Annotated in this window: 11 protein-coding genes; 2 read left to right on the top strand and 9 right to left on the bottom strand. The window is 62.7% G+C overall.

Features of this window, described 5'->3' with window-relative positions; genetic code table 11:
• Positions 1–24: 24 nt before the first annotated feature.
• The 8 genes from X750_RS154735 to X750_RS154770 form a co-directional block, all read right to left on the bottom strand.
• Complete coding sequence (locus tag X750_RS154735; RefSeq protein WP_023747174.1) at positions 25–2,346, bottom strand: Tex family protein; 2,322 nt, start codon at positions 2,344–2,346, stop codon at positions 25–27.
• Positions 2,347–2,460: 114 nt separating this feature from the next.
• Complete coding sequence (locus X750_RS154740) at positions 2,461–3,642, bottom strand: serine hydrolase (protein WP_023747173.1); 1,182 nt, start codon at positions 3,640–3,642, stop codon at positions 2,461–2,463.
• Positions 3,643–3,675: 33 nt separating this feature from the next.
• Complete coding sequence (locus X750_RS154745; protein ID WP_023691711.1) at positions 3,676–4,872, bottom strand: serine hydrolase; 1,197 nt, start codon at positions 4,870–4,872, stop codon at positions 3,676–3,678.
• Positions 4,873–4,934: 62 nt separating this feature from the next.
• Complete coding sequence (locus tag X750_RS154750) at positions 4,935–5,969, bottom strand: extracellular solute-binding protein (protein WP_023703961.1); 1,035 nt, start codon at positions 5,967–5,969, stop codon at positions 4,935–4,937.
• A 23-nt stretch (positions 5,970–5,992) separates the two neighbouring features.
• Positions 5,993–6,793, bottom strand: a complete 801-nt coding sequence (locus X750_RS154755; RefSeq protein ID WP_023671766.1) for an ABC transporter permease — start codon at positions 6,791–6,793, stop codon at positions 5,993–5,995.
• Positions 6,786–7,706, bottom strand: a complete 921-nt coding sequence (locus X750_RS154760; protein ID WP_023703962.1) for an ABC transporter permease — start codon at positions 7,704–7,706, stop codon at positions 6,786–6,788. Before X750_RS154760 ends, X750_RS154755 begins: the two co-directional genes overlap by 8 nt.
• 2 nt (positions 7,707–7,708) lie before the next feature.
• Positions 7,709–8,809 carry an ABC transporter ATP-binding protein gene (locus X750_RS154765; RefSeq protein WP_023703963.1) on the bottom strand — a complete coding sequence of 367 codons (1,101 nt, stop codon included), beginning with the start codon at positions 8,807–8,809 and terminating at the stop codon, positions 7,709–7,711.
• Positions 8,810–8,965: 156 nt separating this feature from the next.
• Positions 8,966–10,645, bottom strand: coding sequence for an amidohydrolase (locus tag X750_RS154770; protein WP_023703964.1), 1,680 nt, complete (start codon positions 10,643–10,645; stop codon positions 8,966–8,968).
• A 277-nt stretch (positions 10,646–10,922) separates the two neighbouring features.
• Between X750_RS154770 and X750_RS154775 the strand changes: the two genes are divergently transcribed.
• Both X750_RS154775 and X750_RS154780 read left to right on the top strand, forming a co-directional pair.
• The gene (locus tag X750_RS154775) at positions 10,923–11,576 is read left to right on the top strand and encodes a TetR/AcrR family transcriptional regulator (RefSeq protein ID WP_023703965.1); all 654 of its coding nucleotides are present in this window, start codon (positions 10,923–10,925) and stop codon (positions 11,574–11,576) included.
• Between the two features lie 24 nt (positions 11,577–11,600).
• Positions 11,601–12,632, top strand: coding sequence for a histone deacetylase family protein (locus tag X750_RS154780; RefSeq protein ID WP_023747172.1), 1,032 nt, complete (start codon positions 11,601–11,603; stop codon positions 12,630–12,632).
• 86 nt (positions 12,633–12,718) lie between these two features.
• Here the strand turns inward: X750_RS154780 and X750_RS154785 are convergent, their stop codons facing one another.
• Positions 12,719–13,912, bottom strand: coding sequence for a TMEM43 family protein (locus X750_RS154785; RefSeq protein WP_023733427.1), 1,194 nt, complete (start codon positions 13,910–13,912; stop codon positions 12,719–12,721).
• Between the last annotated feature and the right edge of the window lie 58 nt (positions 13,913–13,970).

Genomic DNA, 13,970 nt, shown 5'->3' with positions numbered 1-13,970 from the left:
GCGATTGCAAGGAACCATCCGAGGCTACTTCCGCTTCAAGGCATCGGCCAGCGCCGCACCAAACGCGCCTTGCTGTGCCGATCGTTCCGGCTGACGCTGCGGCATCGGCGAAGGTTGCGCCGGCTTGCCGCCGCCATTGTCGCGCGGCCCCTTCGGCGTCCCGCCCTCGCCGCCGTCCTTGCGCATGGACAGCGCGATGCGCTTGCGCTTGATGTCGACATCGACGACCCGCACCTTCACCACATCGCCCGCCTTCACCACCTCATGCGCGTCCTTGATGAAACGATCGGCCAGTTGCGAGACATGCACCAGCCCGTCCTGGTGCACGCCGATATCGACGAAGGCGCCGAAGGCCGCGACATTGGTGACGGTGCCTTCGAGAAGCATGCCGGGCTTCAGATCCTTGATATCGTCGACGCCGTCGGCAAAGGTCGCCGTCTTGAAGCCGGGGCGCGGGTCGCGGCCGGGCTTTTCCAGCTCCGCAATGATGTCGCGCACCGTCGGCAGGCCGAACCGTTCGTCAACGAAGACGCGCGGATCGAGCGCCTTGAGCGCGGCACTGTCTCCCATCAGCGAGCGCACATCGCGACCGCAGGCAGCGACGATCTTCTTGGCCACGCCATAGGCTTCCGGATGGACGGACGAGGCGTCGAGCGGCTCGCTGCCATTGGCAATGCGGAGGAAGCCTGCGGACTGTTCGAACGCGCGCGGGCCGAGCCGCGCTACCTTGAGCAGTTCCTTGCGGCTGGCGAACGGCCCGGTCGCATCGCGATGCGCGACAATGGCATCGGCAAGCGACGCGCCCAGGCCTGACACGCGGGCCAAGAGCGGCGCCGAGGCGGTGTTGAGATCGACGCCGACAGCATTCACCGCGTCCTCCACCACCGCCTCCAGCGAGCGGCCAAGCCGGTACTGGTCGACATCATGCTGGTACTGGCCAACGCCGATCGATTTCGGCTCGATCTTGACCAGTTCGGCGAGCGGGTCCTGCAGGCGCCTGGCGATCGACACCGCACCGCGCAGCGACACGTCGAGCCCGGGAAACTCAGCCGCCGCTGTCGCGGAGGCCGAATAGACCGAGGCGCCGGCTTCGCTGACGATCACCTTGAGCGGCTTTGGCCCACCATCTGAAGGCATGTCGGACAGCATGTCGGCGACCAGCTTTTCAGTCTCGCGGCTGCCGGTGCCGTTGCCAATCGAGATCAGCTCGACCTTGTGCAGGCGGATGAGCTTGGCGAGCTCCGCCTGTGTGCCGCGCACATCGTTCCGCGGCGGAAATGGATAGACCGTCGTCGTCGCCAGCACCTTGCCGGTGCCATCTACCACCGCGACCTTGACGCCGGTGCGGATGCCGGGATCGAGCCCCATGGTCGGACGCGATCCTGCGGGCGCTGCCAGCAGCAAATCCTTGAGGTTGCGTGCAAAGACATGGATCGCCTCTTCCTCCGCCCGCTCGCGCAGGTCACGCATCAAATCGAGCGTCAGGTGCAGCGAAAGCTTGATCCGCCAGGTCCAGCCGGCGACTTCCATCAGCCAGCGGTCGCCCGGCAGGCTGCCGCCGATGGCGTAGGCATTGGCGATCATCCGCTCGACCGGCTTCACCGGCGAGGCATGGTCGGCATCGACCTCGATGTCGAGCGACAACACCTCTTCGTTGCGGCCGCGCAGCATGGCCAGCGCACGGTGGCTCGGAACATTTGCCCAACGCTCGACATGGTCGAAATAGTCGGAGAATTTCGCCCCGGCCTCCTGCTTGCCGTCGACGACACGGGCACGCATGAAAGCGCGCTCCTTCATGTAGGTTCGCAATTTGCCGACCAGATCGGCATTTTCCGCAAACTGTTCCGACAGGATGTCGCGTGCGCCTTCCAGTGCGGCCTTGGCGTCGGCCACATCCTCGGTCACATAAGCCAGCGCCGCCTCGGCGGGCACCAACGACCGGTTGGCCAAAATAGCCTCCGCCAATGGCCCCAGCCTGCGCTCCCGGGCGATCTCGGCCTTGGTGCGGCGCTTGGGCTTGTAGGGCAGGTAGATGTCTTCCAGTTCAGCCTTGGTGGCGGCAGCCACAATTTTGGCCTCAAGTTCGTCGGTCAGCTTGCCCTGCTCGCGAATCGAACCAAGGATCGTATCGCGCCGCGCATCGAGCTCGCGCAGATAGGCCAGCCGCTCGGCAAGGTCGCGCAATTGCGTGTCGTCGAGCCCGCCGGTGACCTCCTTGCGGTAGCGCGCCACGAACGGCACCGTCGCGCCCTCATCGAGCAGCCCTATAGCTGCCGATGCCTGCTCCGACCGCGCCCCGATCTCTGCCGCGATGATGGATGCGATGCGTTTGCTGTCTGCTGCCATGCTGGTCCCTGTCGCAAAGAGCGGCGACCATAGGCGCTGATGTCCGTCCCGCCAACCGCAGTGTTCTCAAGCGTCAAAGAGGTCCACAGGAAAGCGCCTTGCTTTGGCTCGTCCTCAGACCATCCCGCTCAGCGCCTCGAAAAAGGCAACGTTCTCGCGTTCGAGCGGATAATCTTCAGGCACCGGCTGCGACCCCATTTTTGCAATCACCACTTCCGTCTTCGGGTTGACGTAGAGCCATTGGCCGTGGATGCCGATGCCGCAGAAGGCGCCGTTTGCCGCCCCCGTCTGGTACCATTTGTTACGGTAACGGCCCTTTGGGAACAGATGCACCATTGTGCCGCGCTGCCAGGCCTCCGCGCTGCCGCCGGCAACGGTCGTATCGCGCACCCAGCCTTCTGGCACGATGCCGCGGCCATTGGCCGTGCCGCCCTGCCGCATCATCTCGCCGATACGCGCCAGGTCGCGCGGCGTCACCGAAATGCCGCCGGCGGTGCGCGCCGTACCTTCCATGTCGACGCCGATCGAAGCCTCGCTGACAGCACCCAGCGGTAGCCACAGTTTCTCGCGCATGAGGTCCGGGAAGCGCTGGCCGGAAGCTCGTTCGAGCAACAGGCCGAGCAGATCGGAATTGGGCGAACGGTAGCGGAAGGTTTTGCCGTGCGGTTCTTCGAGCCGCTGCAAGGTCAGAATGAATTCGCGCAAGCTTTCAGTGCCGCCGCCCGGATTCCACAGCGTAGCGCGACGGTAACGGGCAAAGGCGCTTTCGGGATCGAGATAGGCCTCCTCGAAGTCGAGGCTGACGCTCATATCGAGCACATGCCGGCAGCTTGCATCGGCATAGGCCGAACCGGCGGCTTCCGGAATGTACTGGGTCACCGGCGCTTCCGGGTCGAACACGCCCTCGCCTTCCAGTATTCCGGCGATGATCGCGGTGACCGATTTGCTGATCGAAAAGATGATGTGACGGGCGCCGAAATCCATATTGGGCGCGAACCAGTCGCCGATGACCTTGCCAGCCTTCATCACCGTCAGCGCGTCGCTGCTCGAACGTGTGAGGAATTCGGCCACCGTTTCCGGGGCGCTGGCGATCGAAACCTTTTCGCCGAGCAGGCCGCTCAGGTCCCGCACCGGCGCTTCGACGCTTCCCGGCGTCGGCGCCACGGGAGCGGTCGGCACCAGCTCGCCAAGGTTCTGGAACGACCAGCGGTTGAACGGGCTTTCGCGCCAGTTGGAGAGCAGCACCTCATTGCGGGCAAAGCCGTAGCGGGTCTCGAACGCAGTCTTGCCGGTCATGAACGTTTCCTCAGAGGGATGGTTTGTTGTGGGTCAACCAAGCGCCTTGGCGATGGCGTGCACCGCCTTCAGCGTTGCCACCGAATAGGCGACATTGCTGAAATCCGGATAGCTTGAAAGCTTGACCACGACCATGCCGGTGTCCCAGTCGATATGGATCATCTGCCCGAACACGCCTCTGCACATCAAAGCGCGCGTGCGCGGATTCTCGATCCAGAACTGGTTGCGATAGCTGCCCTCCGGCAGGCTCGGATTGAAGTCCGGCCCATGCTTGCCGTTGCGCGTCGCCTCGATCCAGTCGGCCGGCACGATGCCGCGGCCCTTGTCGAGGATCAGCTGGCCGAAGCGGGCGTAATCGCGCAGCGTCGCGTTGAAGCCGCCATCGGCCAGCGCATAGCCGGCGCTGTCGACCGTGAAGCAAGCGCTTTCGTCGGCGCCGAGCTTCTGCCACAGCTCCTCGGACACCAGCTGCGCCAGACGTTTACCGGTGACCCGCTCCATGATGAAGGCAAGCACGTCGGTCTCGATCGAGCGGTACTCGAACGCGGCGCCATGCGGCCGCACCTTGTCCTTCAGCTGCAGGATCAACTCGAACAGATGCGGCGGCCATTGGAAATCCGGATCGCTGTCCGGCGGCACCGGCTTCCAGCCCGTGGCGACATCAACCTGGCCGATGTCGGAGTAACGGTCGGTGTATTCCTCGGAAAACCGCACGCCGGTGGTCATATCCAGCACATGCTGCACGCTGGCGCCGTCCCAGCCGGTCGCGCCGAGCTCCGGCAGATAGGCGCTCACCGGTTTGGCCGGGTCGATCAAGCCGCGCCCAACCAGAATACCGAACACGGTGCCTGTTACCGACTTCGCCATCGACTGCGACAGATGCAGCGTGCGCTCGGCCATGCCGTTGAAATAGCGCTCATAGGCGACCTTGCCGTCTTTGAGCACCAGGAAGCCGTCCGTGTAGGTCTCGTCGAGCAGGCCAACGAGCGTCGTCGGACGGCCCTTGCTGTCTTCCACCGGCAGCGCGTCGAGATCGGTCTCTGCGCGCTCAAGACGATGGCGATGGCCATTACCGCGCCAGACCTCGATGGTCGGCAGGAATTCGCGGATGTGTTGGAAGGCCCAGCGATTCCATGGCGGCCGGTCCCAGTCGAGCTTCGGCAGCACCATTTGAGGCGGCGAGCCCTGCATGATCGACGGCCGCGGATCGCTGTTGCGATAGGAGTCCATGAAAGCCATTCCGGAAAAGAAAAGACCCGGCGGCGCATGCCGCCGGGTCTGTCAGACTGCGGTTATTTCTGCAGTTCGGTCCAGATCTTGGTGTAGATGTCCTGGATCTCAGGCGCGCACATCTTCTGGAATTCGCCTTGTGCCTTCGCAGCCTCCGGAATGACGACTTCCGGGGCATCCTTCATATCGGCCGGCATGTATCTGTCCGAGCCGGTAATGGCGTTTGCGTAACGGTGGAAGGCCGAGAGGCCGGCCGCGTTTTCCGGATCCATGATGAAGTTCTGGAACAGCTTGGCGTTCTCGACATTTTTGGCTTCCTTGAGAACGACGACGTTATCGCTCCACAGGCCGTAGCCTTCCTTCGGATAATTGTAATGGATGGCCGGATTGGCCAGCCGCTGACGCAGCGCCGAACCGTTCCAGTCGCTGGTCGCCTTGAAGTCGCCGGCGCCCATCTTTTCGATGGTGTTGTATTCCATGGCGATCCAGTTCGGCTTGGCCGCGACAAGCGTGTCGCGCACCTTCTTCAGCACCGTCTTGTCGTCGGTGCACTGCTGGCCGCCGACATATTTGATCGCCGCGAAGATAACGTCATTCATCTCGGGAACGACATTGGTCTTGCCCTTCAGCTCGTCCGGCGTGTTGAAGATGATGCCCCAGCTGTCGGCTGGTCCCTTGTAGGCATCGGTGTTGACGACGACGCCGACGGTGCCCAGCGCCCACGGCACGGAATATTTGCGGCCGGGGTCGAAGTCTGGATTGGCCCATTCCGGCGCCACGTTCTTGAAGTTCTCCATCTTGCCCGGATCGGTCTCCTGCACGAGGCCCTCCTTGATCCAGATCGGCACGTAGGTTTGCGACGGAACGGCGATGTCGAAGCCGGTGCCGCCCTGGCGTACCTTGGCGAGCGCCGTATCGTTGGAATCGTAATCGGTGATGGTCACCTTGACGTTGTATTTGGCTTCGAACTTTTTGATCACGTCGGGGCTGGTATAGTTGCCCCAATTGTAGATGTTCAGCTCGCCATCGGCGCGGGCCAGGCTCGTCGTTGCGAGCAGCGCCAACCCCATGGCGGCTGTCGTTGTTTTCCAGTTCATGGTTTTAGCTCCCATTTGTCGGTTCAGTCTCTTTTCCTGCTGACGAAGAAAAACAACGTGACGATCGCGACCGAAAGCAGCAGGAAGGCGGTCGATATCGCGTTGATCTCTGGCGTGATGCCGCGGCGGATCTGGCCGAGCATGTAGGTGGGCAGCGTATCCTGGCCGCCCGATTTGACAAACTCGGTGATGACGACGTCATCGAGCGAGATGACGAAGGCCAGCATCAGTCCGGCCAGTATGCCGGGCCACAAAAGCGGCAGCGTGATGCGGCGGAAGGTCTTCCAAGGCGTCGCGTACAGATCGGCGGCCGCGCGCTCCAGCGTCAGGTCCATGTTTTCCAGCCGCGCCCGGATCGGCAGATAGGCAAACGGGATGCAGAACGCCGTGTGCGCGGCGATCAGATAGCCAATGCCGGAATAGCCGGTGAAGATCTTGATGCGCGAGAAGAAGATCAGCAGCGCCACGCCCGTGACGATCTCGGGCACCATCAGCGGCTGGTTGATCGCCGCATATTTGAAGGTGAGGCCCGGATAGGACGCGGTGCGCGTGGTGGCGAGCGCGGCCATGGTGGCAAAGATTGTCGACAGCACCGCAGCGACGGCGCCGATCTGGAACGAGCGTAGCGTCGCGTCGATAACTTGCACGTTCTGCCAAGCCGACTGGAACCAGCGCATCGAAAAGCCGCCCCATTCGGACGTCGAGTTCGCCGCGTTGAAGGCATAGGCGACCAGCACGATGATCGGCAGATAGAGCACGATAAAACAGGTCGCAGCGATCACCGTGAAGCCGGTCTGGTGCTTGATGGAAAAGTTCTTAGCCATGCCGCGTCCCCGACTTGCCGGCATTGCGCACATAGGCAAGCAGCGCCACCATGACGATGATCATCACCGTGATCGACAGCGCCGAGCCGAGCGGCCAGTTGCGGCCTTGGCCGAACTGCAATTCGATCAGGTTGGACAGCATCATATTCTTGCCGCCGCCAAGCACGCTCGGCGTCACATAGGCGCCAAGGGCTGGAATGAAGACCAGGATGGAGCCGGCAATGACGCCGGGTTTGACCAGCGGGAAAATGATCTTCCGCAATACCTTGAATCGGGTCGCGTAGAGGTCGTAGCCCGCCTCGACGAGGCGAAAATCAAGCTTCTCCATGCTGGCATAGATCGGCAGCACCATCAGCGGCAGATAGACATAGGCCATGCCGATCAGAATCGCCGTGTCGGTGAAGAGGATCTGCACCGGCGCTGAGACGATACCAAGCTTGATAAGGATGGTGTTGATGATGCCTTCGTTGCGGATGATCTGCAGCACGGCGAAGGTGCGGATCAGAAGGTTGGTCCAGAACGGAATGGTGATCAGGAACAGCCAGAGATCCCTGGTTTTCTCGCTGCGCGTCGCCATGAAATAGGCGGTTGGAAACCCCAATGCCAAAGTGGCGATCGTCGTTATCACCGCCAGCTTGATCGAGCGCCAGAAGATGGTGACATGCGCTGCCGCAAGCGAAAGCGTATCGTCGAAAATGTCGCGTTCCATGAACACCGACAGCCAGGCATCGGGCGAAAACTGCCACTTCACATCGCCATAGGGGCCAGGCGTCAGGAACGAGTAGATCAGCACGATCAGCAAGGGGCCGGTCGCGGCGAGGAAGATCACCAGCAAGGCTGGCGCTGACAGCAGCCACCGGTCGCGCACATCGCGTCGCTCCGCTGCCTTGGCGACTTGTTCCGCGGTCGCCATGATCAGTCCTTCAGCACTTGCGCGGCGTCGTTGCCGATCATGATGCCGATCTGGCCGCCCTGCACGAAGCCGTCACCGGCGCCGCGGCTGTTCTGACGCCGCACGATGAACGGCTCGCCACCGGCAAGGCGCAGATGGAAGTGCGTGTCGGTGCCGAGATAGACGATGTTTTCGACGGTGCCGGACAGCGAAGCGCTCGGGCTGGCCGTGCCCAACTGCGCATGCTCTGGACGCACGACGATGGTGACCTTGCCGCTGGGGCTGAAGCCTTCCGGCAGCGAGGCTGGGATTTCCACACCAGACGGCAGCTTCACCGTCGCCCGGCCACCAGTCGCGCTAACCACATCCGCCTTGAGGAAGTTCGACTCGCCGATGAAGTCGGCGACGAAACGCTCGGCCGGCCGGTCGTAGATGTCGCGCGGCGAGCCGACCTGCAGGATTTTGCCCGACGACATCACCGCGATGCGGTCCGACATGGTCAGCGCTTCCTCCTGGTCGTGGGTGACGAAGATGAAGGTAATTCCGGTCTCGTGCTGCAGCCGCTTCAATTCGATCTGCATTTCCTTGCGCAGCTTGTAGTCGAGCGCCGAGAGCGGTTCGTCGAGCAGGAGCACCTTGGGCTGCGGCGCCAGCGCCCGGGCGAGCGCCACGCGCTGCTGCTGGCCGCCGGAGATCTGGCTGGTTCGGCGACCCGCCAGCGCCTCCATCTTCACCAGTTTCAGCATCCCGGCGACGCGCGCCTTGATCTCGGCCTTCGGCTTGCCCAGCATTTCCAGGCCAAAGCCGATATTGTCGGCGACCGTCATATGCGGGAACAGCGCGTAGGATTGGAAGACGGTGTTGACCGGCCGCTTGAAGGGCGGCAACGGCGCGATGTCCTGACCGTAGAGGAGGATTTCGCCGGCGGTTGGAAAGTCGAAGCCGGCAATCAGCCGCAGCAACGTGGTCTTGCCGCAGCCGGATGGTCCCAGCAGGGTGAAGAACTCATTCTCGCGGATGGATACCGAGACCGTATCGAGGGCAGCGACCTGCCCCTCACCCGATCCGAAAATTTTACTGACGTTTACGACTTCAATTGCATTCCGATCCGGTTTTTCCGGCACGATACGCCTCACTGTTCACCCCGCTCTTGCTGGCGGAGCTTTTCCCCTGTTCGATGTGACCACACGGCCGGTAGGTTGGCAAGTCCGGCATTGAATCACAGTTCAGTCGGTCATTTCGTCTTGCAAGCGGCAAGCTGTGCAAGCCGCATGCCATTGTCAGGCCTGGTAGGTGACCTTGCCACCGCAGACCGTCGTCACCGGCCGCAGCTTGTGCAGATCGGCCGGCGCCGTCTTCTCGATATCGGCCGACAAAACCACCAGATCCGCCATGTAGCCGGGTTTCAGAACGCCTTTGCGATGCTCGGCGAATTCGGCATAGGCGCCCTCGACCGTGTAGGCGGCAATCGCTTCCTGCAGCGAGAAACTCTGGTCAGGATCGCCTTCTGCCCATGGTTTGCGCTGCACTGCCGCCTGAATGCTCAGGATCGGGTCGATCGCCGCCACCGGCCAGTCCGAGGCGAACACGACATGGGCGCCGGCGCTTTTCAGGGCGCGCCAGGCATAGCTCAGCGGCCAGCGGGCCGGCCCGATGCGTGACACCGTCGGCTCCAGAGGAAAATCCATGGCTCCGGGCGGATGCGACGGCTGCATCGAGGCGATGACGCCGAGTTCGGCAAAACGCGGCACGTCGGCTGCTGTGGTGACCTCGATGTGCTCAACCCTGTGCCGGCTGTCGCGCTTGCCATTGACCTTCCGCGCCGCCTCGTAACCGTCGAGCACCGCGCGCACCGCGCCGTCACCGATCGAGTGCACGGCGATCTGCAGCCCGCGTTTGTCGATAGCCACGGCGAGATCGATAAATTGCTGCGGCGTGAACAGCGGCTCGCCGACCCAGTCGGGACGATCCGCATAAGGTTCGACCATAACAGCGGTCCAGGAATCGAGCACGCCGTCATAGAACACCTTGACCATGCCCGATGACAGCCACTCGCCGTCGTAGCGCTCGGCCATGACGGACGCCTTCTCGAGCATGTCGAGCGTCATGAAGTTCTTGTAGTGGAACGGGATCTTGACGCGGCAGGGCAATCCCTCCTCGGCCTCGATCTCGGAAAGCAGTTCGAGTTCGTAGAGATTGCCGTCCATGTTCTGGATCGAGGTGATGCCGTGGCGCGCGCACCATGCAAGCCCGCGCCGCATGATGTCACGGTCAGCGGCCCGCTCGGCGGCCGACGGCATTGGGTCCGGCTCGCCGCCGGTCGACAGCCCCAACCGCACCCGGCTTTCGCCGGCAAGGTCGAGCACCGGACCGAAGGCCTCGCCCTCGCGCAATTCGCCCGCGGCCAGGCCGTCGTCACCCATCACGATCTCGTTGCCCGGGCCGAGCGTGCGTCCCTTCAGGATGCCGGCCATCTCCAACGCCTTGGTGTTGGCCCACATCGTATGGTGGTCGGGCGCCGCCATGCAGAAGGGGCGGTCGGGCAGGATGGCGTCGAGATGATGGCGTGTCACCCGCTCGTCGCCGAGCACGGTGTAGTCGACGCCCTGGCCCACAAGCATTTTCGCCTCGGGCCGCGTCGTTGCGTAGTCGCGGATGGCGCTTTGAAGCGCCTCGAAGCCATGGATACCGCCGAGTTGAAGATGCGCGAGCTCGGCCCCTCCCGAGAACAGATGCATGTGGGCTTCGATGAAACCGGGCAGGACCGAACCGCCCTTGGCGTCGATCACCTCTGTGGTCGTTCCCTTGAGTTTTTCGATGGCGGCGTGGTTGCCGATGGCGATGATGGCGCCGTCCTTGACGGCAATCGCCTCGGCGGCGGGATTGTCATCGTCCATGGTCCGCACGCGACCATTGATGACGATCAGATCAGCATTTTGACCCGCACCCGTGACAGACATCGCGACTCCGCGCTTTTGACGACTGGCTGAGACCGACAACCCTCTAGTCCGACAAGCTGCCACTCCGCCGGAGCGGCTTTATCGGACGAAAACTGATGCCAGTGCGCTGTTTCGAAATTCCCCTTGTGATCTCTCGAAACAGCGTGGATAAAAGAATGCGACTAATTAGTCGCGTTTGTCAACGTGCCGAATTTCGAATGTATTGTGGACAACACACCACGCCAATGTTGAGACCGGGACCTGTGTTGAAACCGGCAGGGAACGAAGGCATCAATCCGTGAAGCGCAGTCTCAGCCGCGAAACCAGGATGGCGCTCGAACCGCGCAAGCAGCCGCGGCAGGAACGGTCGAGCAAGGTGGTCGACAGGATACTCGACGCTGCGCTGACCCTGACGCGGGAGCAAGGAACCAAGACGCCGACGACGCTCGCCATTGCCCGGCGCGCGGGCCTGTCGGTCGGTTCGGTCTACCAGTACTTTCCCAACAAGGAAGCCATTCTCCTCGACCTCGCCCGGCGCTGGCTGTCGTCGTTTCCCGAGGTGATCGCCAGGCGCATCGAGGTCACCCCACCCACCAACCGCGACGAGTTTCGGCAGGAGGTGCGCAAGCTCTTCATCGATACCTCCAGAATATATCTCGAAAACGCCACCCTGATGCCGGTGATCGAGGCGATATCCGGCAATGCCGACCTCAGGCCGATCCAAGACGGATATGACGAGCAGATCATCGCGCTTTACGCCGCGTGGCTGCAGCATGTGAACCCGGCCCTTGAAGACAAGATCGCCAGCCGGCTCGGCGTGCTGATGATGGATGTCGGGCACGCCTGCCGGCTTGTGGGGTTGAAGCGGGATCGCAAGACATACGACCTCATCGAGGACGATGTGGAAAGAATGTGGCTCGCTCTGGTCACCCCCTATCTCAACCTTGACTGATTTCGCTATTTCGAGAGGAAATTCATGAAGACTGTCTATTCGCCGCTTCATGCCGGCCATGCCGGCCAGATGGAACTGGTCACGTCGGCAATCGTGCCGGGTTTCGAAAAGCCATCGCGGGCCGAGTTCATCAAGGCGCGGGTCGAGAGCGAGAAGCTGGGGCCGATCATCGGACCGGTCGAGCACGATCTCACAGCCGCCAAGCGCATCCACAAGGCCGACTATATCGACTTCCTGCCAACCGTCTGGCCAGCGTGGAAGGCCGCCGGCCTCGATGGCACGGCGATGCCCTTCACCTGGCCGACGCGCGGCCTGCGCGGCGACGTGCCACCCAAGCGCGTCGACGCCTTGCTCGGCTATTACTCCTTCGACGCCGGCGCCACCTTCGTCGAAGGCACATGGACCGCCATCAAATCGTCCTATGACGTGGCGCTGACGGCGGCGGCCTTGGTCAAGGGTGGCGAGCGGTCGGCCTTCGCGCTTTGCCGCCCGCCCGGCCATCACGCCGGTGCCGGGTTCATGGGCGGCTACTGCTACATCAACAATGCCGCGGTCGCCGCGCAATGGTTCCTCGACCAGGGCGCCGAACGCGTCTCGATCCTCGACGTCGACTACCACCACGGCAATGGCACGCAGGAGATCTTCTATGAACGCGCCGACGTGCAGGTTCTCAACCTGCATGGCGATCCCATGGTCGAGTATCCGTTCTTCCTCGGCCATGCCGATGAACGCGGCGCCGGCGCCGGCGAAGGTTTCAACGTCAACTATCCCATGCCCTTCGGCACCAATTGGGACGCCTGGAACGCCTCGCTGGAGGATGCCTGCGTCAAGCTCGCCGCCTACGCCCCCGATATCGTCATCGTCTCCCTTGGCGTCGACACCTTCGAGAAGGACCCGATCAGCCAGTTCAAGCTGAAAAGCCCGGACTATCCGAAGATCGGCCGGCGCATGGCCAAGCTCGGCCTGCCGACGCTGTTCGTGATGGAAGGCGGCTACGCCGTCGAGGAGATCGGCATCAACGCCGTCGGCGTGCTCACCGGCTTCGAGGACAAATAGGAAAGCAATTCCAGGATAAGTGTGAGGCGGTTTTCCGGCCGGATTGCGCCAAAGAGATATGGGGCGGCTCCGGCCGCCCCGACCATCTAGGCGGCCGCAGCCGGGTTAGGTGCAACCACCGGAACGGCTGGCCTTCGCGACCGGCCGATGCGGTAGACAATCACCGCCGCAATCACGCCTGCCGCCAGGATGGCGAGCGCCAGCAACGGCCGGTACCAGAACCAGGCAATCGCGATCGTCACCGTGCCGACCAGGATCGCCAGAACGAAGGCGATGATGCCGGTGCCCATCCGCGCCATGCTGCCGAGGAAGGGTATGACGTCGAGGATCACCCCGATCGGGCTGAGGAACAGCGCAAAGCCTATGGTCAGCAACAGCAAGCCGGCGCCGCGCAGCAGCCAGGTGATCAGCGTGTTGGCGCTGACGGCGTCGGCGAACATCTTTTCGGCCGGGACGTTGCCGGTGTCGACCATCAGCAGCGCATCGCCGGCTTGCGTCTGGTAGGGCTCGAAGCGGCTGTCGGCCTGGCGCGCGATGATGCTGATCACGCCCAGCGGCGCCAGTTCGTAGCCGATTCGATAGTCACCCAAAGCGGGCGTCGTGTTGTCATTGCCGAGAAAAATCTTGCCATCGACGATGCTGAGCGGTTTCGTTCCGGTATAGGCAGCCTTTATCGCCGCCGACTGGTCGGCTGAGAGCGAATAGTCCTTGTCACCCTCGATACGGTCCAGCACTGGCGTATCGAGATCGAAGGCGACAAGCTTGCCCTCAGGAATCTGGAAGGTCCGGCCGTGGATTTCCATCGGCGGATTCTGGTGGCCGTCCGGCTTCTTGAAGTCCGACGAGTCGATCTGGCTGTCGTCCCACACCTTGGAATAGCTGTAGGTGGTCACCGTCTCTTCGCCACCGCCGAGCTTCTTCGTCGTCTCCGACTTGGACTCTTCCTTCCACTGATACATCTCGACGCTCCGCGACAGCCGCAGCCCTTGCGCCGCAATGCCGAAATCCGGATCCGCCAGGCCGCTGTCCGCCGTTACCGGTCCGCTGACATGAACCAGCTTGCCGTCATTGGCGGTATCGACGCTGTCGGCGCCGACCGAAACCACCGCTCCAGAACCTTCGGCCAGCGAGCGCGCCGTCTGCACGGCGCGGCCTTCGTTCCAGAACAGCCCGATCACCATCAGCACGATCAGCATAAGGCCGAAGATGACCCCGCCGACCGCACGCTTGATCCGCCCGAACCACGAGACGGATGTGACTTCCCGAAATGAATCGCTCATCGTTTCCCCCGAAACAAAGTTGCCCAAGATTTAAACGCGGCCGGCGGCCGCGTCGTAT

Source organism: Mesorhizobium sp. LNJC391B00 (genome assembly GCF_000502535.1).
Classification (GTDB): domain Bacteria; phylum Pseudomonadota; class Alphaproteobacteria; order Rhizobiales; family Rhizobiaceae; genus Mesorhizobium.
Note: the sequence above shows the minus strand (reverse complement) of the source record. Positions and strands in the feature narration are given on the sequence as shown.